The 24937-nt window shown below is 57.9% G+C and carries 22 protein-coding genes; 10 read left to right on the top strand and 12 right to left on the bottom strand.

Features of this window, described 5'->3' with window-relative positions; genetic code table 11:
- Window positions 1-3: 3 nt before the first annotated feature.
- The 5 genes from kdpB to ACZRMH_RS02295 form a co-directional block, all read right to left on the bottom strand.
- Window positions 4-2076 carry a potassium-transporting ATPase subunit KdpB gene (gene kdpB / locus ACZRMH_RS02315; protein WP_464011975.1) on the bottom strand — a complete coding sequence of 691 codons (2073 nt, stop codon included), beginning with the start codon at window positions 2074-2076 and terminating at the stop codon, window positions 4-6.
- Between the two features lie 10 nt (window positions 2077-2086).
- Window positions 2087-3781, bottom strand: coding sequence for a potassium-transporting ATPase subunit KdpA (gene kdpA / locus ACZRMH_RS02310; RefSeq protein ID WP_464011974.1), 1695 nt, complete (start codon window positions 3779-3781; stop codon window positions 2087-2089).
- A gap of 8 nt (window positions 3782-3789) precedes the next feature.
- Window positions 3790-3879 carry a K(+)-transporting ATPase subunit F gene (kdpF, locus tag ACZRMH_RS02305; RefSeq protein WP_048358668.1) on the bottom strand — a complete coding sequence of 30 codons (90 nt, stop codon included), beginning with the start codon at window positions 3877-3879 and terminating at the stop codon, window positions 3790-3792.
- 152 nt (window positions 3880-4031) lie between these two features.
- On the bottom strand, window positions 4032-5264 hold the full coding sequence (locus ACZRMH_RS02300) for a hypothetical protein (RefSeq protein ID WP_464011973.1): 1233 nt from the start codon (window positions 5262-5264) through the stop codon (window positions 4032-4034).
- Window positions 5265-5293: 29 nt separating this feature from the next.
- Window positions 5294-5743, bottom strand: a complete 450-nt coding sequence (locus ACZRMH_RS02295) for a YcgN family cysteine cluster protein (RefSeq protein ID WP_016780096.1) — start codon at window positions 5741-5743, stop codon at window positions 5294-5296.
- A gap of 156 nt (window positions 5744-5899) precedes the next feature.
- On the opposite strand from ACZRMH_RS02295, the gene ACZRMH_RS02290 reads away from it, so the two are divergent.
- A complete protein-coding gene (locus ACZRMH_RS02290) occupies window positions 5900-6493 on the top strand; it encodes a nitroreductase family protein (protein ID WP_464011972.1) in 594 nt (197 codons plus the stop codon).
- A gap of 120 nt (window positions 6494-6613) precedes the next feature.
- Here the strand turns inward: ACZRMH_RS02290 and ACZRMH_RS02285 are convergent, their stop codons facing one another.
- The 3 genes from ACZRMH_RS02285 to rnd form a co-directional block, all read right to left on the bottom strand.
- Window positions 6614-7546: a D-2-hydroxyacid dehydrogenase gene (locus tag ACZRMH_RS02285; RefSeq protein WP_464011971.1), complete on the bottom strand. Its 933-nt coding sequence runs from the start codon at window positions 7544-7546 to the stop codon at window positions 6614-6616.
- Window positions 7547-7672: 126 nt separating this feature from the next.
- On the bottom strand, window positions 7673-7966 hold the full coding sequence (locus tag ACZRMH_RS02280; protein ID WP_464011970.1) for a YcgL domain-containing protein: 294 nt from the start codon (window positions 7964-7966) through the stop codon (window positions 7673-7675).
- Entirely contained in the window at window positions 7963-9096 is a 1134-nt protein-coding gene (gene rnd / locus ACZRMH_RS02275) for a ribonuclease D (RefSeq protein WP_464011969.1), read from the bottom strand. The genes ACZRMH_RS02280 and rnd overlap by 4 nt, the downstream gene beginning before the upstream one ends.
- Window positions 9097-9350: 254 nt before the next feature.
- On the opposite strand from rnd, the gene ampC reads away from it, so the two are divergent.
- Window positions 9351-10511 (top strand): class C beta-lactamase, encoded by a 1161-nt coding sequence (gene ampC, locus ACZRMH_RS02270; protein WP_464011968.1) that lies wholly within the window; start codon window positions 9351-9353, stop codon window positions 10509-10511.
- On the opposite strand, the gene ACZRMH_RS02265 is transcribed toward ampC, so the two are convergent.
- Together ACZRMH_RS02265 and ACZRMH_RS02260 are read right to left on the bottom strand one after the other, a co-directional pair.
- Window positions 10508-11158, bottom strand: coding sequence for a class I SAM-dependent methyltransferase (locus ACZRMH_RS02265; RefSeq protein ID WP_464011967.1), 651 nt, complete (start codon window positions 11156-11158; stop codon window positions 10508-10510). The two genes, ampC and ACZRMH_RS02265, sit on opposite strands and share 4 nt — an antisense overlap.
- A gap of 217 nt (window positions 11159-11375) precedes the next feature.
- The gene (locus ACZRMH_RS02260; protein WP_464011966.1) at window positions 11376-12755 is read right to left on the bottom strand and encodes a glutamine synthetase family protein; all 1380 of its coding nucleotides are present in this window, start codon (window positions 12753-12755) and stop codon (window positions 11376-11378) included.
- Between the two features lie 534 nt (window positions 12756-13289).
- Between ACZRMH_RS02260 and poxB the strand changes: the two genes are divergently transcribed.
- The 3 genes from poxB (at window position 13290) to map (ending at window position 16136) form a co-directional block, all read left to right on the top strand.
- The gene (poxB, locus tag ACZRMH_RS02255) at window positions 13290-15011 is read left to right on the top strand and encodes a ubiquinone-dependent pyruvate dehydrogenase (protein WP_464011965.1); all 1722 of its coding nucleotides are present in this window, start codon (window positions 13290-13292) and stop codon (window positions 15009-15011) included.
- Between the two features lie 94 nt (window positions 15012-15105).
- Window positions 15106-15348: a ParD-like family protein gene (locus ACZRMH_RS02250; protein ID WP_464011964.1), complete on the top strand. Its 243-nt coding sequence runs from the start codon at window positions 15106-15108 to the stop codon at window positions 15346-15348.
- A complete protein-coding gene (map, locus tag ACZRMH_RS02245) occupies window positions 15345-16136 on the top strand; it encodes a type I methionyl aminopeptidase (RefSeq protein WP_464011963.1) in 792 nt (263 codons plus the stop codon). Before ACZRMH_RS02250 ends, map begins: the two co-directional genes overlap by 4 nt.
- Window positions 16137-16436: 300 nt before the next feature.
- On the opposite strand, the gene ACZRMH_RS02240 is transcribed toward map, so the two are convergent.
- Window positions 16437-16871 (bottom strand): hypothetical protein, encoded by a 435-nt coding sequence (locus ACZRMH_RS02240; RefSeq protein ID WP_464011962.1) that lies wholly within the window; start codon window positions 16869-16871, stop codon window positions 16437-16439.
- A 485-nt stretch (window positions 16872-17356) separates the two neighbouring features.
- Here ACZRMH_RS02240 and ACZRMH_RS02235 point away from each other — a divergent pair, with 485 nt between their 5' ends.
- From ACZRMH_RS02235 to ACZRMH_RS02220, 4 genes are all read left to right on the top strand, one after another.
- The gene (locus tag ACZRMH_RS02235) at window positions 17357-18931 is read left to right on the top strand and encodes a sensor domain-containing diguanylate cyclase (RefSeq protein ID WP_464011961.1); all 1575 of its coding nucleotides are present in this window, start codon (window positions 17357-17359) and stop codon (window positions 18929-18931) included.
- A gap of 35 nt (window positions 18932-18966) precedes the next feature.
- Complete coding sequence (locus tag ACZRMH_RS02230; protein WP_464011960.1) at window positions 18967-19260, top strand: hypothetical protein; 294 nt, start codon at window positions 18967-18969, stop codon at window positions 19258-19260.
- 172 nt (window positions 19261-19432) lie between these two features.
- On the top strand, window positions 19433-20254 hold the full coding sequence (locus tag ACZRMH_RS02225; protein ID WP_464012182.1) for a class I SAM-dependent methyltransferase: 822 nt from the start codon (window positions 19433-19435) through the stop codon (window positions 20252-20254).
- A 188-nt stretch (window positions 20255-20442) separates the two neighbouring features.
- Window positions 20443-23154: an AAA domain-containing protein gene (locus ACZRMH_RS02220; protein ID WP_464011959.1), complete on the top strand. Its 2712-nt coding sequence runs from the start codon at window positions 20443-20445 to the stop codon at window positions 23152-23154.
- Window positions 23155-23270: 116 nt separating this feature from the next.
- Here the strand turns inward: ACZRMH_RS02220 and ACZRMH_RS02215 are convergent, their stop codons facing one another.
- Window positions 23271-23675, bottom strand: a complete 405-nt coding sequence (locus tag ACZRMH_RS02215) for a hypothetical protein (RefSeq protein ID WP_464011958.1) — start codon at window positions 23673-23675, stop codon at window positions 23271-23273.
- A 108-nt stretch (window positions 23676-23783) separates the two neighbouring features.
- On the opposite strand from ACZRMH_RS02215, the gene ACZRMH_RS02210 reads away from it, so the two are divergent.
- On the top strand, window positions 23784-24761 hold the full coding sequence (locus ACZRMH_RS02210) for an IS5 family transposase (RefSeq protein ID WP_464011957.1): 978 nt from the start codon (window positions 23784-23786) through the stop codon (window positions 24759-24761).
- Window positions 24762-24937: the final 176 nt, after the last annotated feature.

The raw sequence follows: 24937 nt of genomic DNA, 5'->3' as shown, positions 1-24937 counted from the left end.
GGCTTAAACCAGATGCAATGCGGTAAGCAGCAGGTCGATCAGCTTGATGCCCACAAACGGCACCACCAGCCCGCCCACGCCATAAATCAGCAGGTTGCGACGCAGCAGGTGCGCAGCGCTCGCGGCCTGTACCCGCACGCCGCGCAATGCCAGCGGAATCAGCACCACGATAATCAGTGCGTTGAACACGATGGCCGACAAAATCGCACTCTGCGGGCTGCTCAGGCCCATCACGTTAAGCACGCCCAGTTGCGGATAGACCGAGGCAAACAACGCCGGCAGAATGGCAAAGTACTTGGCCACATCGTTGGCAATCGAAAACGTGGTCAAGGCACCGCGGGTCACCAGCAACTCTTTGCCGATCTGCACCACATCCAGCAATTTGGTCGGGTCGCTGTCGAGGTCGACCATGTTCGCCGCCTCGCGGGCCGCCTGGGTGCCGTCATTCATCGCCATGCCGACGTCTGCCTGGGCCAGGGCCGGGGCGTCGTTGGCGCCGTCACCGCACATGGCTACCAATCGCCCGTCATTCTGTTCATGGCGAATGCGCGCCAGTTTTTTCTCCGGCGTGGCCTCGGCCAGCACGTCATCCACACCGGCTTCCGCAGCAATTGCAGCGGCGGTCAACGGGTTATCGCCGGTCACCATCACGGTGCGAATGCCCAGCTTGCGCAACTCGGCAAAGCGCTCGCGGATCCCCGGCTTGACCACGTCCTTGAGGTGAATCGCGCCGAGCAATTTGCCCTGGGCGCACACCAGCAACGGGGTGCCACCACTCTGGGCGATCTTGTCGATTTCCCGCGACAGCGCAGGCAACAGTTCACCGCGCTTGAGGCCGACAAACGCCAGCACCGAATCCACCGCACCCTTGCGGTATATCTGGCCGTTGTAGTCGATGCCCGACAGCCGCGTCTCGGCAGTAAACGGCACCGCGGTAAAGTCGGACACCGGCAGTTCAGGCAGGTTGTACTGGCCGCGAATAAACTCGACGATGGATTTGCCTTCAGCAGTTTCGTCCGCCAGCGAGGCGCGCAGAGCACCTTCGGCCAGCTCTTTGGCGGTTATCCCGGGAGAGGCATACAGCGCCGTGCAGCGACGGTTGCCGAAGGTGATGGTGCCGGTCTTGTCGAGCATCAGTACATGCACATCACCGGCTGCTTCCACCGCCCGCCCGGATTTGGCGATCACATTGAGGCGCACCAGCCGGTCCATACCGGCGATACCAATGGCCGAAAGCAAGCCGCCGATAGTGGTGGGGATCAGCGTTACCAGCAACGCCACCAGAAACACCAGCGGCAGGCTACCACCGGCGAAGTAAGCAAATGGCTGCAAGGTCACAACCACTATCAGAAAGATCAGGGTCAGGCCGATCAGCAGGATATCCAGCGCCACTTCGTTGGGAGTTTTCTGCCGTTTGGCGCCTTCGACCAGAGCGATCATGCGGTCCAGGGTCGATTCGCCGGGGTTGGCGCTGATCTGCACCAGCAACCAGTCACTGACCAGCCGCGTGTTGCCGGTCACCGCCGAGCGATCACCGCCCGATTCGCGGATCACCGGCGCGGACTCGCCGGTAATCGCCGCTTCGTTGACCGCGGCAATCCCTTCAATCACCTCGCCATCACCGGGGATCATCTCCCCCGCTTCGACGCGCACCACATCGCCCTTGCGCAAACGGGTCGCGGGGACGATTTCAAAGTCACCACTGGCGCTGCGGCGGCGTGCACTCAAGCCCACGCTACCGGCCTTGAGGCTGTCGGCCCGGGCCTTACCCCGGCCTTCAGCGAGGGCTTCGGCAAAGTTGGCGAACAACACGGTAAACCACAGCCACAGGGCGATTTGCACCGCCACCCCGGTGGGCACCGCAGGCTCGGGGATAAAGCACAGCACAGTGGTGAAGATCGCCGTCAGCTCGACCACCAGCATCACCGGCGAACGCTTGAGCTGGCGCGGGTCGAGCTTGACGAACGCTTGCAGCAGCGCCGGGCGCCAGATATCGGCGAACGAGGTTTTCGGTGACTCCGGCGCCTTGGCTTCAGGCGTTGGCGTCAGTTTTGAAACAGGAGCAGGCATAGTCATGATCGTCTCCTCAGAAGCCCAGAGTCAGTTGTTCGGCGATTGGGCCAAGGGCCAGGGTCGGCAAAAAGGTCAGGCCGCCCACCAGCAAAATGGTCATGGTCAGCAGCGCGACAAACAGCGGGCCGTGGGTGGGAAAACTGTCCTGGCCAATCGGCGCGGATTTCTTCAGCGCCAGGCTGCCCGCTAATGCCAGCACTGGCAGGATGTAACCGAAACGTCCGATCAACATGCCCAGGCCGAGCATCAGGTTGTAGAACGGCGTGTTGGCGTTGAGCCCGGCAAAGGCTGAGCCGTTGTTGGCACTGGCCGAGGTGAAGGCATACAGGATCTGGCTGAAACCGTGGGGCCCGGGGTTGCTCACCGAGGCCACGGCAGCGGGCAGCACGGCGGCAATCGAACCCAGCACCAGCACGCCCACCGGCATCACCAGCAAGGTCACCACCAGCAACTGGACTTCCCTGGCCTGAAGTTTTTTACCCAGGTATTCAGGGGTACGACCAATCATCAGGCCCGCAAGGAACACCGCGATCAGCACGTTGAGCAACATGCCGTAGAGCCCTGCACCGACACCGCCGAAGATCACTTCACCGACCATCATATTGACCAGCGCCACCATCCCGGTCAGCGGGTTGAGGCTGTCGTGCATGGCGTTGACCGAGCCGTTGGAGGCCGAGGTAGTGGTTTCGGTCCAAAGCACACTACCGGTGGTACCGAAGCGTGTCTCCTTGCCTTCCAGCGGTGCGGTCTGTTCCACCAGCGGGCTGTTGAGTGCCGGGTTCGGTTGGTACTCGGCATACAGCGCGGTGCCGCCGCCGATCAGGAACAACGCCAGCATGCAGGCAACGATCGCCCGGCTCTGACGCAGGTCCTTGACGTAATGACCGAAGGTAAACACCAGCGCCACCGGGATCAGGATGATCGAGGCCAGCTCGAACAGGTTGCTCCAGGCACTCGGGTTCTCGAACGGGTGCGCCGAGTTCACGCCAAAAAAGCCCCCGCCGTTGGTGCCCAGCTGCTTGATCGCAATCTGGCTGGCAGCCGGGCCCAGCGGGATGACTTGATCCACGCCTTGCAGGGTCAGCGCATTGACGTAATGAGCGAAGGTTTGCGGCACCCCCTGCCAGACCAGCAACAGCGCCAGCACCAGGCACAGCGGCAGCAGGCCGTATAGCGTGGCACGGGTCATGTCGACCCAGAAGTTGCCCAGGGTATGCGCCGAACGACGGCTGATACCCCGGCACAGTGCGACCAGCACGGCCAGGCCGGTGGCGGCGCTGACAAAGTTCTGCACAGTCAGGCCAGCCATCTGGCTGAAGTAACTGAGGGTCGCCTCACCGCTGTAGCTCTGCCAGTTGGTGTTGGTGACAAAACTGACTGCGGTGTTGAAGGCTTGTGTCCACTCCTGCCCCGGCAACTGCTGCGGGTTAAGCGGCAAGTACTGCTGAAACAGCAAAATGGCAAACAGCAGCACAAAGCCCATCAGGTTAAAGGCCAGCAGGGCCAGAGTGTATTTCTGCCAGCTTTGCTCGGTTTGCGGATCGACCCCGGCAATGCGGTAGCAGATTTTTTCCACCGGCCCGAACACCGGGCTCAGCCAGGTACGCTGGCCTTCCATGACCTTGTAGTAAAAACGCCCCAGCCAGGGTGCGGGCAACAGCACCAAGGCAAAAAAGGCGAGGATCAGCCCATAGTCATAACTGTGCATACCCGCTCCTAGTTCCGGTCTGCGCGCAACAGCGCAACCAGCAGATAAACGAACAGCGCCACTGCCAGCAGCAGTGACACCCCATCCAGAACGCCCATGGCAACTCTCCCGAAGCGGCATTTGCCGCGTATGGACAGAGTGTGGGGAATCAGGGCGTAAAGGATCGAGATCGAGAGGGATGCGGGGGCGTAAAGAAGGCGTAAAGAAGCAGGAAAAACAACCGACCCGGTGGGGTGACCCCATAGAAGGCTCAGCGCAGCAACGGCGTGTCCAGCACCTTGGAGGAGCCGCCAAGTACGCTTTCGCTTAGCTGGATAAAGCTCTGAGTGTTGACCTTGCCCATGCGCATCAGCGCCTGGCTGACATCATCCAGCGAGCGCTTGTTGTGGGTCTGCAAACGGATCTCACGGTCCAGCGCCTGCAACAGTGTGACCGCCCGCGCTACCATTGCCGGGCTGGCCTGCTGGCCGCGCAGGCGGGTGACGCCCTTGCCGGCCGCATTGAGCTTGTGCTGCAGGGCCTGGTACCGCTCATCACTCATGCCCCCGGCACGGCGCATCAACTCAATGGCGTAATACTCGCTCAGGCCTTCGCCAATCCAGTCATGGCCCGGTTCGTCATTGATGCCACTGAACAGTTGCACCACTTCACGCAGCAACGGGCTGGTGCCGCTCTCACTGACCAGCGGCAGGCCGCTGTACAGGTAGATCGAATTGCGCGCCGCCGCGCTGCCCTTCCACATCGGGCTACCGGCACCGACAATCAGCAGCTTGGGCGGGTTGCGCGGGAATACAGCCTGCACCTGCGGCCAGACAAACGTCAGCAGGGTCAGCACATCCATACGGTGCATGCCCTGCCCTTTGGGTGCACTGACCGTAACTTCGGTTTCACCTATCGTGGTGCGGCGGCTGCCCAGGTTGCCCGCCAGCATCCAGCCGGTGGGCCGGTCGAACAGCCGTGAGGTATCATCGATGCGAAAGCGGTTCTTGCCAATACGCGGCCAGGCGGTTTCAACGCTTTTCCAGCCGTCGGGTAATTCGAACTCAAGGCGCGACACCAACTCGACGCCATCCTGCTGATCGAGATTGGCGGGCGGAACCAGCGCTTCGCCACGAAACAAGGCCCATTCGGGGGTGATGCGCGCGTCATAAGTGCCATTTTTGCGCGGCTGGCTCAAACGTACTCGGTAGCTCAGGCTGGCCTTGCCCGGCGCGGGATGCCACAGGCCACGGCTATGGGCCGGGTCAGCAGTCAGTTGCCATTGCCCCTGCGCCTTGAAGTCGCTGTAACTGCCCGGCGCACCCAGGTCAAAATCCAGGCTGCGCACCGCCGAACCTTCAGCCAGGGTCAGGCGCACATCGGCCTGATCGCTTTGCGGCAACAGGCGCACGTGGTAATTCAGATCGACTTTTTGCCCGGCCCACAGCGGGCCGCCCGCCAGTAACAGCAGCAAGCCCAGGGACATTATGTAACGCAGCGGCATACTCACTCCTTTGGCAACCGCTCCGGCGTTTAACCGGCGCGGAAAATCAGATGATCTTCCCAGTCGTCTTCCGGCACGCTGCCCTCGGCGAGCATGCGGCCCGACTGCGAAATGCGTTCGTGGTGCACAGCGTCCGGGTCACCGCAGACCAGATGGTGCCAGAGCGGCAAATCCTTGCGCTCGCTCACCAGCCGGTAACCGCAGGTCGGCGGCAACCACTTGAACTCTTCAGCCTTGCCCGGCGACAGCTGAATGCAGTCCGGGACTGAATCACGACGGTTAGGATAGTCGGTGCACTGACAGGTCTTCAGATCGAGCAGTTTGCAGGCGATGCGCGTGTAGTAGACGCTGTTGTCGTCTTCATCTTCGAGCTTTTGCAAGCAGCACAAGCCGCAGCCGTCGCACAGCGACTCCCATTCCTCTTGATCAAGTTGATCGAGGGTTTTGCGGATCCAGAACGGTTCAACTATTGCGGCCATGGCTCAAACATCAACATCAGGGAGTGGAAAAGGCCGCCAGTCTAGTGCCCAAGGCCGCGCGGGCCAAGGGCTTGTCGTCAGACTTGTCAGCTTGACGGCATCCCAGTAGTTTTAGCCCCCTGAATTGAGCCGTTACATTTACCTCAGGAAACCGCCATGCCTGCTAACAGCCGTAAAGCCGACCACTCGATTGACCAGCAATTTACCCTGCGCTGGTCGCCCCGCGCCTTTACCGACGCGACCATCGACAAGCCCACCCTGATGAGCTTTTTCGAAGCCGCTCGCTGGGCACCATCGGCCTACAACGCACAACCCTGGCGCTTCTTGTTTGCCCTGCGCGGCACCCCGGAGTTTGACCGTTACCTGAGCCTGCTGGTGGAGTTCAACCAGGGCTGGGCCAAGCATGCGGCCGCATTGGTGGTGATTGTTTCCAAGACTTCATTCGCCGCACCGGGCACCACCGAAGAAAAACCCGCGCCAACTCACGCCTTCGACACGGGCGCGGCCTGGGGCCATCTGGCCCTGCAAGCGCACCTCAGCGGCTGGCACACCCACGGCATGAGCGGTCTGGATTTCGAGCGGGCGCGCACAGAGCTGAAAATCCCTGAGGGCTATGCGGTGCAAGCGATGGTTGCCATCGGCAAGATCGGCGACAAGTCGACCCTGGTCGATTATCTGCAAGCCAAGGAAGTGCCAAGCCAGCGCGAACCGCTGAGCAAGCTGGTGGCTGAAGGCGATTTCAGCCTGTAAACACACCACACTCTTGCTGTGGGAGCGGGCTTGCTCGCGATGGCATCAGCGCGGTTTATCAGTTAGACCGCGTCGCCTGCATCGCGAGCAAGCCCGCTCCCACAGAGTCAAGCCAGGGTTTCAATAGCCGCGGTCAAAATCCACTTCGCCACGCAGGGCTTCACCCGCCTGAAATGCACGCAGGTTGTCGACAAACAGCTGCACCATCATCGGTGGCGAAGTCGGCGCCGAACTGTGACCAGTCAGCAACAAGCCCCAGGCAGTCCAGAACGGATGCTTGGCCGGCAACGGCTCCTGACGGCAAACATCAATCACCGCCCCCGCCAGATGCCCCACGCGCAAGGCCTCGACCAGATCGGCATCGACCACGGCCACGCCACGCCCGGCATTGATAAGTACGGCATTGGGATTGAACTGCGCAAACAGCTCGGCATCGTACACATCATGAGTGTCCGGGGTGTTGGGCAGCAGGTTGATCACGTAATCCACCTGCCCGACCAGACGCGGCAGATCGCTCAGCACGCCCACTTCCTTGAACGGCGCCAGCTCACGGGGGGTATTGGCAATGGCGTAAAGCTCAACGCCAAAGGGCAGCAGAAACTGCGCCACAGTCTGACCGATATCTCCAGCGCCAACGATCAACACCTTGCGCCCGACCAGGCTCTGGCCCATGCGGTTGTCCCACTTGCGCTCGACCTGGCTGACCAGGCGGGCCATGACTTCACGCTCGTGACCAAGCATATAAGTCAGAACGTATTCGGCCATCACCTGGCCAAAAATCCCCACCGCGCGGGTCAGTCGATAATCACGATTAAGGCCCTCGGCCAGTAACGGCGTTATCCCCGCCCAGGTCGACTGCAACCACTGTGGCTTGTGGCCCTGACGCATCAGGGTCGCCAGCAGGTCCGGCTGGCCCAGCCACACCGGGCACTCGCCCGCCATGCGCGACAGTTGCTCAGAGTCACCGCTGGACAGCACCTCAAGGTCCGGCGCAAGGCGTTGCAGTAGCTGGGTATAGAGCGGGTAGTCTTTCTCGGCAATCAGGACGCGCATGTTGCTAACCTTTCCAAAACACTGCCAGCACCCGCCGCCGGGATTTGCCCCGTCGCGCTCGGCCACCGCCAATCAAAATGAGTCCGCTTGAGACAGGTGCCCGGAACCGGGCACCTGGCGCTGCACTTACATCGGGTCGTTGCGACGCAACAACTCTTCGGGCAAGTGCTCGATATATTCGTCTTCAGCCGGTGGCATTTGCAGGTGATAGCCCTGGGTCTCCAGGTTTTCCAGCACCTTGACGATGTCTTCGCGCGACAGCTTGCGCTCCGGGGTCAACACCAGATCAAAGGCATGGATCGGCTTGCCGAACGCCAGCATCAGGTTTTCCGGCACGCGCTCCAGGGCATCGGCCTTGAGCACATACAGGTACATTTCGTTGCGTTTGGTGCTGCGGTAGATAGAGCAAATACGTTTCAAGACGGTTCTCCAGCGGTGGCCAGGCAATCGAGCAAGCCCTGGCCCATCAGCTCACGGCGCCAGCCGCGCAGTGATTCCGGCAATTGATAAGGGCCATTGGGGAAGCCGCTTTTAAGCAGGGCTTCCAGGGTTTTCTTGCGCAGCATCAGTTCCGGCGCCATATTCAGGCGCTCGGCCTCAGCCTGGCCGATGGCCCGCAGACGCTTGATCTGCAAGGCCGCTTCAACCGGCAAGGGCTCGGGCACGGCGGGCGGCCATTGTTCCGGTGGCAGACTGCCAGCACGCTTGATCAGATCAAGCAAAAACTCGCCGTCCTGACGCACGGTACGCGGGTGCATATCTTCGATACGCGCCAGTGCGACCAGATTGTCGGGCTGCGTCTTGGCCAAAGGCCACAAGGCGTGTTCACGAATCACCCGGTTACGCGGCAGATCGCGGGCACGGGCTTCGTGCTCGCGCCAGGCGCAGATTTCCCGCAATACCGCCAGTTGGGCCCGTGACAGCTTCCAGGCCAGCTTGGCTTCGCGGTAAACCTCGTAAGGGTCTGTTTCGCGACGCAGGTTGGCGACCAGTTCAGCACCATCTTCCAGCACCCAGTTGTACTTTTCGGCCGACAGCCGCGGGTACAGTAACTTGTAGACTTCAGCCAGATGCAGGGCATCTTCGGCGGCGTAGCTGATCTGGGTTTCCGACAGCGGGCGTTGCAACCAGTCGGAGCGGGTCTCGCCCTTGGGCAGGTCGATATCCAGCACTTCCTTGACCAGGCGCGAGTAGCCCATGGAGAAGCCCAGGTTCAAATAGGCAGCGGCCAGTTGGGTGTCGAACAACGGCACCGGCAGGCTGCCAGTCAGGCGCAGCAAAACCTCAAGGTCTTCGCTGCAGGCGTGCAGGACTTTGACCACCGCCTGGTTTTCCAGCAGGTCAGCCAGCGGTTGCCAGTTGTCGATGGTCAACGGGTCGATCAGGTACGCCCGGGTGCCGTCGCCAATCTGGATCAGGCCGGCAATCGGGTAAAAGGTATCGACCCGCATAAATTCGGTGTCGAGGGCTACGAACGGCAATTGTTGCCATTCGGCGCAATGTTGGCCGAGGCTATCGTTGTCGCGAATCCAGTGAATATCGATGGCCACACGGCTCTCCCTTGAAGAATGGCGCGCAGTATATATCGCTGCCAGGGATTTCCGGACATCGACTCGTCATGTTGTGCACGAAAAAACCTACAAGGAATCGATATAAAACCTGCATCCACATACTGTTTTTACCTGTAGGTTGCTCGATTGCGCATCACACAAGTTTTGTTACAACACATTATGTGACAAGCCAACCGAACCGCAGCGTCAGGACACGGGTAGATTTGCGCCCTATAAGAACCGAGGATGATCCTATGCATATGTCCCGCAAACTGTCAGGTATTGCTCTCTCGCTGATAGGTATGAGCGCCTTCGTCAATGTTGCTCTGGCTGAAAATACCGGGCCAACGATCGATGCTGTTGTACAAAACGGCGCGAAAAAGCTCATGCAGGAGTACAACGTACCGGGCCTTGTCATCGCCGTAAGCGTTAACGGCAAGCAACAATTTTACAACTTTGGCGTGGCGTCAAAGGCCACCCAGGAGCCCGTAAGCCCCGACACGCTGTTTGAAGTCGGCTCCATCAGCAAAGTGTTTACCGCCACCCTGGCCACTTATGCCCAGGCCAAGGGCCAACTTTCGCTGAGCGATACGGTCGCCAAATACGAGCCGGAACTTGCAGGTACCCCCTTTGGCAAGGTGACGCTGATCCATCTGGCCACCCACACTGCAGGCGGCTTCCCGTTGCAGGTCCCGGACAGCGTGCAGAACGAACGTCAGTTGCTGGACTACCTAAAGGGCTGGCAGCCGGTCTACCCCACAGGCACCCAACGCAGCTACGCCAACCCCAGTATTGGCATGCTCGGCGTGATTGCGGCCAAAAGCATGAACCTGCCCTTTACCCAGGCCATGGAACAGCAACTGTTCCCGCAACTAGGGCTGACAAGCAGCTACTACTCCGTACCTGAAAACAAAATGGCGCTCTATGCCCAGGGCTACAACAAACAGGACGAACCGGTCAGGCTCAATCCAGGTGTACTGGGTAACGAAGCCTACGGCGTCAAAACCACTGCCCGCGACCTGATCCACTTCACTGAACTGAGTCTGGGCCAAGGCCAGGCCAGCCCTCTGTTGCGCAAGGCTCTGGCTGACACCCGCACCGGTTATTTCCGGGTTGGGCCCATGACACAGGACCTGATCTGGGAACAGTACGCTTACCCGGTCGAGCTGAAATCGCTGCTGGTGGGCAACTCGAACAAAATGGCTTACGAAAACAATGGGGCGATTGCCCTGAACCCGCCTTTAGCACCCCAGCAAGCGGTATGGGTCAACAAAACCGGCTCAACCAACGGTTTTGGCGCCTATGCGGTGTTGGTGCCGACGGAACAAAAAGCCATCGTTATCCTGGCCAACAAGAATTACCCCAACGACGCACGGGTCGAACTGGCGTACGAAATCCTCAAAGCACTGAATTAAGTGTCTTTACGCAAGATATAGATGCTGCCCATGCCACCACCGGGCAGCACTTCATACTGTTTGAAGATGCTAAAACCGGCCTGCTCAAACTGAGTTTCAATCTCGCCCTTGCCCACCACTATGCATTGCGGGTCATTACCCTGCCCCGCCGGGCGGCCGAGCGGGACTGACAGGATCAGGCTGTCACGGCTGACCCGGTGCAGCTCGCGCAAAATCGCCAGGCGATGATCACTGTCACGCACATGGTGAAACAACTGCATGCAAAAAATGCAGTCCACCGCGTTTTCGGAGATATCGATGGAAAACACCGAACTCTGGAACAGTTTGATGCGCGCCAGCAGGCTGGCAGGATGGTGGGTCTGGGCATGATTAAGCATGTCTTGCGACGAGTCACAGGCCAGAATCACCCGGTTGGCATGCTGGGCCAGTAACGGCCAGAAACGCCCGGCACCGCACGCCAGGTCCAGCACCAGCCCTGGTTCCCCGGCGACCTTGAGGGCACGGCGCACCAGACGCTTTTCGCGCCACAACGCCAACCTGTGAACAAGCCCCCGGGGTTCAGGTTGCCGGCAAACCTTCGCGTGCTCGCGGCCATAGCGCTCGGCGAACTCATGCTCAATATGGGTAGAAGGTGGCTGCGACGACATGGCCCGCGAACTCTTGAGTTTGATGATGATCGACACAGAGATTAACGGGGCGCCAGTGAAAAAATTGTCACAAAAGCATGAAAAGCCAAGGGATCAGGAGAATCGTTGGTGCATGTGTGGCAGTGGGCTTGCTCGCGATGATGACTCGGTATCTCAGACCGAAGTGATGCCATCACGAGCAAGTCGTGCGCCCCCACAGATCCAGGTCACTCCGTACTTAAGCCTGCTGCAGATACCAGCGCCAGTCCTGCTCGCCCACCTCGCCCATAAACTGGCGGTACTCGGAGTTTTTCACCGCCAGGTACACCTTCAGAAACTCAGGCCCGAACGCCTCTTTCGCCCATGCCGAGCCCTGCAGCGCGCGCAAGGTGGTCAACCAGTCGGTCGGCAGCATTTCCGTAGCCTGGGCATAGCCATTGCCTTCAACCGGCGCCCCCGGATCCATCTGCTGGCGGATGCCACGATGAATCCCGGCCAGAATCGCAGCGGCGGCCAGATACGGATTGGCATCAGCACCACAAATGCGATGCTCGATATGCCGTGAAAACGCCGGGCCTCCCGGCACCCGCAAGCTCACCGTACGATTGTCCACCCCCCAGGTCGCGGCCAGCGGTGCATAGCTGTTGCTCTGAAAGCGCCGATAGGAGTTGGCATTGGGGCAAAACATCAGCAAGGAGTCGAGCAAGGTGCTGAGCATCCCGCCCACCGCCTGTCTGAGCAACGGCGTACCGTCCGGCGCTTCACTGGCGAACAGGTTGTTGCCGTCTTTATCGGCCAGGCTCACATGCATATGCATGCCGGTGCCGGCCAGGTCATCGAATGGCTTGGCCATAAAACAGGCAACCATCCCGTGCTTGTGCGCCACACCCTTGACCAGACGCTTGTAACGAACCGCCTCGTCCATCGCCTGCAACGCGTCGCTGCGGTGCTCCAGGGTGATCTCCACCTGCCCCGGCGCATATTCGGAAATCGCCGTGCGTGCCGGAATTCCCTGCAATTTGCAGGCGCTGTACAAATCGGCCAGAAATGGCTCGATCTGCTCCAGCTCACGCAAGCCGTACACCTGGGTCGCCCGCGGGCGCTGGCCATCGGCATCGCGGGCCGGTTGCGGGCGCCCGTTGCTGTCACGCTGCTGGTCGAGCAGATAAAACTCCAGCTCGGCCGCCATCACCGGGTAGTAACCGTCGGCTTTTAGGTCATCGATCACCCTGGCCAGCAAATGCCGAGGGTCGGCCACGGTGGCGGGCATGCCTTGCTGCGGGTGCATGCTGACCTGCACGGCCGCAGTCGGAATCAAACGCCACGGCATGCGCTGCAAGCTGCCACTTATCGGATAGGCGCGGCAGTCAATATCGCCCACATCCCACACCAGCCCGGTGTTTTCCACATCATCACCATTGATGCTCAAACCCAGAATAGTGCTCGGCAGCGGCCGCCCGCTCTCGTAAACCGCCAGCAACTCGTCACGGTGCAGCAACTTGCCCCGGGGTACGCCGTTGTTGTCGATGATAAACAGCTCGAACATCTCGATGTCCGGGTTCAGTTGCAGAAAATCCAGGGCTTCTTGCAGCGGGGCAAACGCGGTTGTAGCACTCATGACAATACTCGTAGATTCGTATAGGCAGACACACCCCGTGGGGCGCAGACAGTCAGGACTTAACGGAAAATACGGGCATCCGGCGGGCGGGCATGGCGACAATGGAACAAGGCCCAGAAAGCCAGCTCAGAAGGCAGGCAAGGCACACGCCGCACGGCTGGGGCACGCGCTTGCCACAGGTACTGAGTACTGATCAGACCAAGCCTCATACCTGCAACCGTTGCCAAAAAGGGACCCCAGCCTCACATGGCTGACCACGTTGTTTAAATGCAGGCTTTTATACCTTTGGTTACACCGGCGCTAAACATTCAAATCATTCCACCTGTTGCCATATTTGTGGGAGCGGGCTTGCTCGCGATTGCATCCCCCCTGTTTGGCTGACAGACAGCACTGCCTGCATCGCGAACAGGTTTACAAATTCCCCATCGAACGTTCCTTAACCCTGCAAGGTCGGATGCAGTGTCTATTCTGCTGGGGCCAAGGCAGAACACCTGCCGCCCTGCCATCTGCTTTGTAACTTCGAGGAGCCTTACCATGACCAGAACGGTAGCCGATTTCATCACCGAAACCCTGCAGCAAGCCGGCGTAAAACGTGTGTTTGGCGTAGTGGGCGACTCTCTCAACGGCTTTACCGACTCACTGCGCCGCCAGGAACACATCCAGTGGATCCATATGCGCAATGAAGAGTCCGCCGCGTTCGCCGCCGGCGCCGAAGCCCACCTCACCGGCGAGCTGGCGGTTTGCGCCGGCAGTTGCGGGCCAGGCAACCTGCATTTGATCAACGGCCTGTTCGACGCCCACCGTAGCGGTGTGCCGGTACTGGCCCTGGCGGCGCATATCCCCAGCAGTGAAATCGGTATCGATTACTTCCAGGCCACCCATCCCGAAAGCCTGTTCAAGGAGTGCAGCCATTACGTCGAGCTGGTGTCCCATGCCGATCAGTTACCGCAGATTCTCGAACGGGCCATGCGTGTGGCCATCGCCAAACGCGGGGTGGCCGTAGTGGTAATACCCGGCGACGTGGCACTGCAAGCCACCGAGGCCAAAGTACCGAACTGGCTCAAACCTGCCCAACCGCTGATTTGCCCGAACGCCAACGAAATCCAGCAACTGGCGTCGTTTCTCAATGATGGCAAAAAAGTCACCCTGCTCTGCGGTGCTGGCTGCGCCGGTGCCCATGCTGAAATCCTGGCATTGGCCGAACGCTTGAACGCGCCCATCGTGCACGCCCTGCGCGGCAAGGAACATGTTGAATACGACAACCCCTACGACGTCGGCATGACAGGCCTGATCGGCTTCGCCTCGGGCTACAAGGCAATGATGAACTGCGACACGCTGCTAATGCTCGGCACCAACTTCCCCTATCGCCAGTTTTATCCCGAACACGGCTATATCGCACAAATCGACCTGCGCCCCGAAGCCCTGGGCAATCGCTGCCCGTTAGAGCTGGGGCTGCTGGGTGATGTGAAACTGACGTTGCAGGCGGTGCTGCCCAAGGTGTCGAAAAACCCGGACCGCGAGCACCTTGATGCAGCGCTGGATGACTACAAAAAGGCCAGGGAAGACCTCGACGCGCTGGCTGAAAGCAGCCCCAACAGCTCGATTATCCACCCGCAGTACCTCAATCGCCTGGTCAGTGAACTGGCCGCAGAGGATGCAATTTTCACCTGTGATGTCGGTACCCCTACCGCTTGGGCAGCACGTTACTTAAAGATGAATGGCAAGCGTCGTCTGATCGGCTCGTTCAACCACGGCTCGATGGCCAACGCCATGCTGCAGGCGATTGGTGCGCAGGCGACCTGCCCTGATCGCCAGGTTATTTCGATGTCTGGCGACGGTGGCTTCACCATGATGATGGGCGATTTTCTGACTCTCAATCAGGTGGGTTTACCGATCAAGGTCATCGTGCTCAATAACGGCACCCTGGGCTTTGTGGAGATGGAGATGAAGGCGGCGGGATTCCCGGATGTGGGCTGTGATCTGAAAAACCCAAATTTTGCCGCGATGGCCGAGGCAATGGGCGTCAAGGGGATTCGTGTCGAACACCCCGCCGAGCTGGAGGCGGCGCTGCGCGAAGCGCTCAGCCATAATGGCCCGGTACTGGTGGACGTGGTCAGCGCCCGCCAGGAACTGGTCATGCCGCCGACCAAAACCTTTGAGCAAGCCAAGGGCTTCAGCCTGTTTATGCTCAAGACCGTAATGGACGGCCGGGCGCGGGAGCTGATCGATCTGGCCAAAGTCAATTTGTGGCGCTGAACAAAGCCTGGAGATCCGTGGATAACGCGGGTTGCGATCGCGCCTTGCTCTCGATTAATATACGTTTCATATATATTTCATATTGAGCATCAGCATGGGCATCGTAAAAATCTCGGACGCCACCCACGAAAATCTGCGGGTCGCCAGCAACGCACTTAACCGTTCGATCAACGCACAGGCCGAGCACTGGATGCGCATCGGCATGCTGACCGAACTGCACCCGGATCTGGATCACAATCAGATCTGCCGTTTGCTGATTCGCTCAGAGCTACAAGGCGGCCTCGACCTGAAGCAACTGTGCGAACTGGCTGATGCCACTGTGGGAGCACAGCTATGAGAACAGGCGTAGTCATCAACAGCCCGGCGCAAATCGCCCAGTCCAAGGTTGCGGGCAAACTTGCCGCCGAAGTACTGGCCATGATCGGTGAACACGTCAAGCCTGGCGTCACCACCGACCAGCTCGACCAGATCTGCCATGACTATATCGTCAATGTGCAGAAGGCCATCCCCGGCAATGTGGGCTATCACGGCTTCCCGAAAACCGTGTGTGCGTCGGTCAACGAGGTGGTGTGCCACGGCATTCCGTCGAACCGGGTGCTGCAGGACGGCGATATCGTCAATATCGATATCGCCGTGGTCAAGGATGGCTGGTACGGCGACACCAGCCGCATGTACTTCGTCGGCGAGCCCGGCCCCGCAGCGCGGCACCTGGTGAAGACCACCTACGACGCCATGTGCGCCGGTATCCGCATGGTGCGCCCCGGCGCGACCCTCGGTGATATCGGCCATGCCATCCAGACCCTGGCCGAGAAAGAAGGCTTCAGCGTGGTACGCGAGTACTGCGGCCACGGCATCGGCAAGGTCTATCACGATGAGCCGCAAGTGCTGCACTACGGCTATCCGGGCCAGGGCATGAAGCTCAAGACCGGGATGATTTTCACCATCGAGCCGATGCTCAACGCCGGCAAGCGCCATGTAAAAACCCTTCCTGACCACTGGACCGTGGTGACCAAGGACAATTCGCTGTCAGCCCAGTGGGAACATATGGTGGCCGTAACTGACAATGGTTTTGAAGTGTTGAGCCCCTGGCCTGACACTGTCGAGGGCTGCCCGGCCATCGTTTAAGCCGACTAAATAAACTGTGTGTTGGCGGCCGAGCGCCGCCAATAAACAAAGAGATGTGCATGAGTTGCGCGTGTGGCTAATGCACCCGATATCGCCTCAGACCTGACACTTTCTCGAAAACATCCCATAGCGCGATATCGCCTGGCAATCACACCTGAGCAACTAATTTTAACAACGCAAACAGCCCACCGAAGTGGGCTATTGCAATCGCTTATTCAAACTTTAGACACAACATTTTGAACTTGCGAAATACGCTAAATCACAATCACTCCGGCACGACAACAACCGGAATTCAGTGGATTAACGAATGCTACGGATACTGCCTTTATTGCCTTTGACAGTGACCGATACTTTCTTGAAGATAAAGTAGTTTTCTTCGCTTACTTCGTAACGGGGGGCAACCAGAAGATCAGCACCGGAGCTTTTCACTGCTTTGTAGGCTGCTGCCGACTTGACTGCACTGACCGGGTCCAGGAAGCCCAGATTGCCACCGGTGTCGCCGCCGTAAGCCACGCCATCAGCGAACTCGCTGTCGCCACCAAACTTCAAAAAGCCGAACAGGATATTGACAGACGATTGACCGGAAATAGCTTCACCCACGGCAACATCAGCTTTCAGGTCGGCCTTGACCGAGCTGTCAATCGGGGAGGCAGGCTGGCTGACGTTATAGCTTACACAGCCACCGGACAGAGCAATAGCGGAGGCCAATGCTGCAAACTTGAGAAACTTATTCAAAACGAAACTTCCTTGCAACGAGTTAAAAATATGGTTCTTGATGGGGTTCAAGAAGACCTTATAAACGGAAGAACCACGGTAATATTAAGTTACCGACTTGATCTATAGGAAATTTCCTAAAAATCGACAAGAACTCTAACAAAAACGATATTTCACTCAATTAAATTCAGCGCACAGCCTGATTAAACCTTTCAGCCATTTAATATTTAAATTATCAGCAAATTTTAAATCACTCGCTACCGGTTCATTGGCTACACAAGGTTGCCGCGACAGACGATGGTTACGGGTGCTGAAATGTCGAGGGTTCTCCGGTCATCGTTAGAAGAGGTTGCAAACCATCAGGGATAAAGCGGCGCGGGATGCCAACAGGTCGAGGTTTTCCGGTTCACAGGTGTGACATCGCACTCATGGCTACCTATCCTGCTAACTGTCTGTAACCAGCCTCGAAAACACTTCCCCCGCTTATTGCCCTGAATATACCTGCCATGACCGACAGCAAGAAATCATCCAAACCATTGCCGGTCAGCCTGCGCGGCCTGATCCTCTTCGTCGTACTGGCCTCAGTGATGGCGACCCTGTGCAACAGCCTTGTAGTCGCTTACCGGGTGCAGCGCGACGCCCTGACCCATGCAGTCCTGGAGTCCAATAGCGCCTATGCGGCGAAAGTCGCCTCCAGCATTGGTGAGTTCCTGCGCGCGACACACAACAATCTGAATTACAGCGCCAGGGTCCTGGGCGAGCACTGGGACGATCCTGAAGTTCTGCGCGAGGAAGCCTTGAGGCTGGAGGCACAGGATCAATACTTTAATTCCATCGAGATTCTGGATGCCAATGGCAAGGTCCTGGCGTCAAATCCGCCAGCGGCGCAAATCGTCGGCTCCAATGTCCCGCCCAGTAGCGTTGTGCAAGCCCTCAAGGAGCGCCGGGCACTGGTCAGCTCGACCTATGTTTCGCACAAGGGCAATTTGATCGTATTTGTCTCAGAGCCTGTTTTCAGCAAGACCGGAGCCTACCTCGGCGCGGTCGTCGGCTCGATTTACCTGCTTGATCAAAGCGCCCTGCACACCGTGATAAGCAGTCACTTCCACCATGAAGGGACATTTGCCTTTGTCGCCGACGGTAAACGACGACTGCTGTACCACCCCAACCCCAAGAGAATCGCCGAGGTACTGGTTGAAAACGCAGCGGTTGATGCTGCCTTGAGCGGCAAGCGCGGCTCAATGGAAATCAGGAATTCCCAAGGTACCGAGATGCTGGCCGGTTACGCACAGGTCCCGGATGCCAATTGGGCCGTCGTGGTGCAACAACCCAGGGAGCATAGTCAGGCTATATTGAGGCGCCTGATGCACGACATGATCATGGGCATGATTCCGGCGAGCCTTCTGGGGATGGTGCTGGTGCTTGTCGGTACATCGCTGATTGCCCGGCCGCTGCGCCTGCTGTCCGCAGCTGCACAGCAGTTGTCTGCGCCGCACACCACAGAGCAGCTGCAACGTATCAATGCCTGGTACCACGATGCCTCGGCCATTCGCCAGGCCATGCTGACAGGGGTACAACTGCTGCAACAAAAACTCGGCATGCTCAGCCACGAGGCGCAAAGTGACCCTCTCACGGGTCTGGCCAACCGCCGTGCCATGAATGACATGCTGAACTTGCTGGTCCAGACCAACCAGCCGTACTCGGTACTGGCGCTGGATATCGATCACTTTAAAAGGGTCAATGACACCTTCGGGCATGACGCCGGGGATATAGCGTTGAAGAAAGTTGCTGAAATCCTCAAGCACAACTCCAGGGCAAATGACCTTGCATGCCGCTCCGGAGGCGAGGAGTTTTCGCTTATTCTCCCGGATGCGTCTCAAGAGACTGCCAGCGCCATTGCAGAACGCATACGCGAAAACATCGCTGACAGCGAGATAACGGGTGTCGGAAAGCTGACCATTTCCATCGGCGTTGCCAGCAAAGGTCTCGAGCCCGTCACACCGCAAGCAGTACTCAAACTGGCCGACGAACGCCTTTACCGCGCCAAGGAAAGCGGGCGCAACAAGGTGGTAGCAGCCTGAGGCTGAACCGTCCTTAACCATCAGAGATCCCGACGATGAAAAGATTGATTTGCCTGACAACCCTGCTCGCCCTATCGGGCGTGGCAAATGCCGCAATCCCGATGTTCAACGCAAGCTGTCCGGGGGGAATCGAGGTGCATGCCGATGCTGGCGGCCCTGTTTACATCAACGGCAAAGAAGCCAGGCTGAAGAAATTCAACGACAACTACTTCGAAGCCAAGGGCAATGCTATTACCCTCTCCCTGAGCATTAATCCCGACGGTTCTGCCGCTGTTTCCTACACGAAAAAGAATCGGGTCAATGGGGTTTGTGAGGTGAAGGAAGGCTGAATACCTGACCGGGAGCCTGTCAGGTGAAAGGAAGCATTATCGATTAAAAGCCAGTTACAACTGATTAGACACTCCACTGCACTGCCACCATTAGTATTGCCACACAGCAGCCGAGAAGCAGAGGATAACCATGAGCAAGTTTTTGGATGAGCTGATGGAAAGCGTGCAGCAGATGGATAATTATCTGCATCTGAACAAAGCCAACTGGGATGAACGAGCGCCGCTGCATGCGGCCTCTGCGGATTACGCGACTGCCCGGTTTATCGCCGATCCAGGCTTTCTTTCCACGGTGGTGCGCTTCGACCAGTCGCGCCTGGGCAATATCGACGGCCTTCGCGGCCTGCATCTGCAATGCCATATAGGCACAGACACCTTGTCCCTCGCCCGCCTGGGGGCTGAGATGACAGGGCTGGACTTCTCAGGCGCCTCACTGGAACAAGCCCGTCGTTTGGCATCCGCCTGTAATACGGCAATCGACTATATCGAGGCCCCCGTTTATCAAGCATTGCAAAACCTGGACGGGGAATCGTTTGACCTGATCTACACAGGGATAGGCGCACTGAACTGGCTACCGCGCATTGATGAATGGGCGAAAAATGTAGCTGGCCTGCTTCGCCCTGGAGGGCGACTTTTCCTGCGCGAAGGGCATCCCATGCTTATGGCTGTGGATGAAGACTTTGCGGATCAACTAAGAATCAACCGCCCGTACTTCGAGCGCCCGGAACCCATGATCTGGGATGACGACGACACCTATGTGAAAGTGGACGCAGCGATAAAATCGTCTACTACCCACGAGTGGAATCACGGCCTTGGTGAAGTCATATCGGCGCTGTTGCGTCACGGGTTGAACCTTGTCGCCATGGAAGAGCATGACTCCATACCCTGGGAAGCACTCCCCGGGCAGATGACGCTTGGCAATGACGGCGAGTGGCGGCTGAAATCCGAACCCTGGCGCTTGCCGCTGAGTTACACATTGCAGGCTGTAAAACGGTGATGGGTTGGCATAACCAAAGAAATGTGTGCGTTCTGGACTGCTTTCGATTGTCCAGAAATACGGAAGATGACTAAACGCATGAACCGGCTAGCAACCCTGCACGCAACGACAGCAGCAGGGTTCCTCTTGGGGAAAGTAGCATTCGGCACGAGGTGAAGCCGGATGTCATGCGCATAGGGATAATGAATATGGCTTCGATTCAGGTGGATGGTGAGGACAAGACAGCAAAGATCAGCGACTGGGCGATTCGCTGGAACGACAAGTACAAAGCCCTGGAATTGACCTGTCACTTCCCCTCCAAGAAAAAATACACCCGCCCGCTCAGTAACTGCCAAGTTTCGCCCACCCGCGAGTTGACCAATGTATTGCTGCACAAGCCCGGCAGCACTATCGTCACACCCATTGCCAAAGCTACGATTTACGGCGAGCGATATGCCGTCGTGCACTACCCTGGCGCCGAAAGGCCCTATGTCTTCAAGATGCACGGTATCGGCTTTACCGCCCCGACATCGATAAAGGAAACTCCGGTCTTCCGCTACTTCACTCTCGTGGCGAATGCCCGACAGGATCACGCTGAGTCGAAGACTGATCGTGAAATTGCCGCCAATGTGGTGCGCCAGCTCGGAAAATTGCCCGCCATTTCTGGCACTGCCTTGCACGCCTATTGTACGGGGCACAACGGCACACTGACGCCGGGTCAGGGGCTCATTTATCCGTTCGGTCTTAACGAGAGTCAGCTTCAGGCGGTCGAACGTGCGTTCAGCGCACAAATCAGCGTGATCGAAGGCCCGCCAGGAACCGGCAAGACCCAGACGATCCTCAACATCCTCGCCAATATTCTGTTACGTGGGCAGACAGTAGCGGTGCTATCCAACAACAATGCTGCCGTGGAAAACGTCTACGAAAAGCTGGAGAAATACAACCTGGGCCACTTGATCGCCAAGCTTGGCAACCAGGACAAGCGTGAGGCCTTCTTCTCCGACCTGCCTGCGTGGCCATCAAGCGCCCCCGAGCCGGCACCGTGCCTGGATGAAATCCAGGCCTTGCTGACCCGTTTGAAAGAGCACCTGCAAGACCACAACAGGGTTGCACAACTGCAAATCGAGCTGGACGAGTTGCTCATCGAGCGGCGCTACCTGCAGCAGTGGCAGTCAGAAAGCCATGTACAGGCCACAGGCTCGCTCGACAAGTACGGACTGACACCGCGCAAGACTGCAGACCTCATGGCCTACCTGGCTTACCTCGGCGAGCAGCGCATTCATCTCAAAGACCGCATCGAGCTACTGTTCAAATTCAGAATCTTTCGCACCAAACCATTCGCCGAGGGCGAGGCGCGCATGGCCGTTTTCCATGCACTGCAGATGCATTACTACGACAAGTCGCTACGGGACAAGGAAGAGGAGCAGCGGGCGTGTCGTGAATCGTTGGCACGCGCGAATTTCACAGCCTTGCTGGAAGAACTGACAACAGCATCGATGCACCATCTGAAACAGCATCTGCAACTTCAGGTACCGGCGCCGGACAGCTTTGATCTGAAAACTTACCGCAGGCATTTCGATGCTTTCGTGCAGCGCTTCCCTATCCTGGGCAGCGGTACACACTCCATCGTCAATTCGATCGCGCCGGGAGCGGTCCTCGACTACGTGATCATCGATGAAGCCTCTTTACAGGACATCGTGCCAGGCATCCTGCCACTGGGCTGTGCAAAGAACCTGATCGTCGTTGGAGACAACCGCCAGTTGCCGCATATCCCTGTGGCACTGGGGCTTCGAGCTCCCGCCGAGGCCTACGATTGCGAGCACTACAACCTGCTGGATTCGTGCATTGCCGTGTTCCAGGACGCGCTGCCCAGAACCCTGCTGAAAGAGCATTACCGCTGCCACCCCAGAATCATCCAGTTCTGCAACCAGCAGTTCTACGACAACGCACTGGTGCCGATGACCGAGGACAAGGGCGAAGCCCCCCTGCGCCTGGTGGTTACAGCCAAGGGCAATCACGCCAGGAGGAACACCAACCATCGGGAGTTGGACTCCCTGCTGAAGCTGCTTGAGGACGAGGGGGCGCCCGTCGGAATGGACGGCGAAGCCCGCGGTTACATCGCCCCGTTCCGGGCGCAAGTCAACCTTTCCTACACGCACTTGCCGACGGATTTCGTCAAGGACACCGTGCACAAGTTTCAGGGTCGCGAATGCGACGAGATCGTCTTCTCCACCGTGCTGGACAAGAAGCGCTACAACCAGGCGCGAACACGCCTGGATTTCGTCGACGACCCACGCATGATCAACGTGGCAGTTTCGCGGGCCAAGCATCGCTTCACCCTGGTGACCGGCGACGAGGTGTTCACTGACAACAATGGCCACATCGCCGCGCTGATCCGCTACATCAGCTATTACGCGCAGGACGAGCAGATCGTACGCGCGCCCGTGGTATCGGCATTCGACTTGCTGTATCGCGAGTACGACCAGTCTCTGGCACGCTTGAACGCCCGCCTGCGGCCCGAGGACTCACGCTACAAGTCCGAGCAGATCCTGGCACAGCTGCTACGCGAAGCGCTGTCAGCCCCGGCGTGTCAGGCTTTGAAGTACCACACACAGATCCAGCTGGATAAGCTTGCATCGCCGGGTAGCCTCGACTGGACGCAGCCCCAGCGGGCGTTCATGAGGCGCGCCAGTTGCGATTTCGTGATCTATTTCAAAGTGGGCAAGAAACCGATAGGGGTGATCGAGGTCGATGGCGGGTACCACGATCGACCCATCCAGGCAGCTCGGGACGCCATGAAAAATGAGATTTTGGCTAGGTGTGGCATTCCTGTTCTGCGGCTGCGGACAGTTGAGAGTGACATAGAGCGCAAAGTTGGCGACTTCATCGGGCAGTGGGCTAGCCCTACGCATGGCGCATAAGCATTGTGTCAGAGGCTGTCAGTCGCTGATGGTAACAATCGACCCAAAGCAGCCATCTATGACAGGCTGCTTTGGTCAAACCTTAGATTTCAGATCAGGTCTGAGACTTTTACATTTTATACATGCAGGCCTATCATCCCTGAATTACACAAATAGCTGTAATAAGCTGGTTCGGCTGCTCCTCCAGAGCCCCCCCACCCCGTAACTTCAAGGGCACCATAATCACGACCGGTATAAAACCACTCTTCGGCCTCATCAAACTCTAAGCTAGTGAATGGCAAAAGATCAGATACAAGACTTCCCAAACCTATGCACTCCGACAAAAGCCCCTTGTAAACAAATCTATGCGCAGGCTCGCCTGGAAAGCTAAAGTCATAAACCTTAACTGCGTACACCCTCCCACTACGAATAAGAACAGATAATGCAGGAACTCCTTTTTTTAACTCACTGACAATTTCATCATCAAAAATTGAAAAAGAATAACCACCATTACCGCGCTCATCCAGACCATACCCACTCAAACAAAGGTCTGGCGCCCCTTCAAACCTATACCGCAAAGGAAACTCTGAAAAAGACTTCCAAATCTGGTGAAATGCCCACTTCGCACAAACTTAGCGGTTGAGCCCCCGATGAAACAGATGACCTTCGCCGATGCCGAGTATGCCGGGAAACGTAAGCAAACCCGCCGTGAGCGTTTCCTGATCGAGATGGATCAGGTCGTACCCTGGAAGGGGTTGATTGCCTTGATCGAGCCGCATTATCCGAAGGGCGAAGGTGGTCGTCCGGCATATCCGTTGCTGGCGATGTTGCGGGTTCATCTGATGCAGAACTGGTTTGGCTACAGCGACCCAGCGATGGAGGAGGCCCTCTACGAGACTACGATCCTGCGCCAGTTTTCGGGGCTGCACCTGGATCGAATTCCCGATGAAACCACGATCCTCAACTTCCGCCGTTTGTTAGAAAAACATGAGTTGGCGGGCGGGATTTTGCAGGTCATCAATGGCTATCTGGGTGATCGTGGATTGATGTTGCGCCAAGGCACAGTGGTCGATGCAACGATCATTCACGCGCCGAGTTCGACCAAGAACAAGGACGGCAAACGCGACCCCGAAATGCATCAAACCAAGAAAGGGAATCAGTATTTTTTTGGTATGAAAGCGCACATCAGCGTCGACGCCGAATCGGGCTTGGTGCATAGCCTGGTGGGCACGGCGGCGAATGTAGCGGACGTGACGCAGGTCGATCAGTTACTGCACGGCGATGAAACTTACGTGTGTGGCGACGCCGGTTACACTGGCGTGGACAAACGACCCGAGCATCAGGATCGTAAGATGATCTGGTCGATTGCCGCCCGCCCAAGCAGCTATAAAAAGCACGGAAAAAAGAGTCTGATCGGGCGCATGCGCCGCAAGATTGAATACGCAAAAGCGCAGGTGCGGGCCAAGGTTGAACACCCATTTCGCGTGATCAAACGCCAGTTTGGTTATACGAAAGTGCGTTTTCGTGGACTGGCAAAAAACATCGCGCAACAGATGACACTGTTTGCCTTGTCAAATCTGTGGATGGTGCGAAAACGGTTGATGGGTATGGGCGAGGTGCGCCCGTAATGTGGCCAATGACCATGGAGAGACACGATTATTGGAAATAATCATGAGTTAAGAGCAAAAAAGGTCTGATTTTTAGATGTAGAAGTTCAGACTTGATCTGACAGTTACCGGATTTGCGGTCATGACTGTCAGGTCAAATTCAGTTGATCATCTTGGCCTGCCAGATTTTCTTTCCA

It is taken from the genome of Pseudomonas sp. B414, assembly GCF_055408445.1.
The sequence above is the reverse complement of the archived record's forward strand: the minus strand, read 5'-3'. Positions and strand labels throughout refer to the sequence as shown.

What these genes read in the sequence shown, in the direction of transcription:
- poxB (WP_464011965.1), top strand. Translation starts at nt 13,290, where the DNA reads ATGACCAGAACGGTAGCCGATTTCATCACCGAAACCCTGCAGCAAGCC.
- ACZRMH_RS02220 (WP_464011959.1), top strand. Translation starts at nt 20,443, where the DNA reads ATGGCTTCGATTCAGGTGGATGGTGAGGACAAGACAGCAAAGATCAGC.
- ACZRMH_RS02250 (WP_464011964.1), top strand. Translation starts at nt 15,106, where the DNA reads ATGGGCATCGTAAAAATCTCGGACGCCACCCACGAAAATCTGCGGGTC.
- ACZRMH_RS02230 (WP_464011960.1), top strand. Translation starts at nt 18,967, where the DNA reads ATGAAAAGATTGATTTGCCTGACAACCCTGCTCGCCCTATCGGGCGTG.
- map (WP_464011963.1), top strand. Translation starts at nt 15,345, where the DNA reads ATGAGAACAGGCGTAGTCATCAACAGCCCGGCGCAAATCGCCCAGTCC.
- ACZRMH_RS02285 (WP_464011971.1), bottom strand. Translation starts at nt 7,546, where the DNA reads ATGCGCGTCCTGATTGCCGAGAAAGACTACCCGCTCTATACCCAGCTA.
- ACZRMH_RS02290 (WP_464011972.1), top strand. Translation starts at nt 5,900, where the DNA reads ATGCCTGCTAACAGCCGTAAAGCCGACCACTCGATTGACCAGCAATTT.
- ACZRMH_RS02235 (WP_464011961.1), top strand. Translation starts at nt 17,357, where the DNA reads ATGACCGACAGCAAGAAATCATCCAAACCATTGCCGGTCAGCCTGCGC.
- kdpB (WP_464011975.1), bottom strand. Translation starts at nt 2,076, where the DNA reads ATGACTATGCCTGCTCCTGTTTCAAAACTGACGCCAACGCCTGAAGCC.
- ACZRMH_RS02225 (WP_464012182.1), top strand. Translation starts at nt 19,433, where the DNA reads ATGGATAATTATCTGCATCTGAACAAAGCCAACTGGGATGAACGAGCG.
- kdpF (WP_048358668.1), bottom strand. Translation starts at nt 3,879, where the DNA reads ATGGGCGTTCTGGATGGGGTGTCACTGCTGCTGGCAGTGGCGCTGTTC.
- ACZRMH_RS02300 (WP_464011973.1), bottom strand. Translation starts at nt 5,264, where the DNA reads ATGCCGCTGCGTTACATAATGTCCCTGGGCTTGCTGCTGTTACTGGCG.
- ACZRMH_RS02210 (WP_464011957.1), top strand. Translation starts at nt 23,784, where the DNA reads ATGAAACAGATGACCTTCGCCGATGCCGAGTATGCCGGGAAACGTAAG.
- ampC (WP_464011968.1), top strand. Translation starts at nt 9,351, where the DNA reads ATGCATATGTCCCGCAAACTGTCAGGTATTGCTCTCTCGCTGATAGGT.
- ACZRMH_RS02260 (WP_464011966.1), bottom strand. Translation starts at nt 12,755, where the DNA reads ATGAGTGCTACAACCGCGTTTGCCCCGCTGCAAGAAGCCCTGGATTTT.
- ACZRMH_RS02295 (WP_016780096.1), bottom strand. Translation starts at nt 5,743, where the DNA reads ATGGCCGCAATAGTTGAACCGTTCTGGATCCGCAAAACCCTCGATCAA.
- ACZRMH_RS02265 (WP_464011967.1), bottom strand. Translation starts at nt 11,158, where the DNA reads ATGTCGTCGCAGCCACCTTCTACCCATATTGAGCATGAGTTCGCCGAG.
- kdpA (WP_464011974.1), bottom strand. Translation starts at nt 3,781, where the DNA reads ATGCACAGTTATGACTATGGGCTGATCCTCGCCTTTTTTGCCTTGGTG.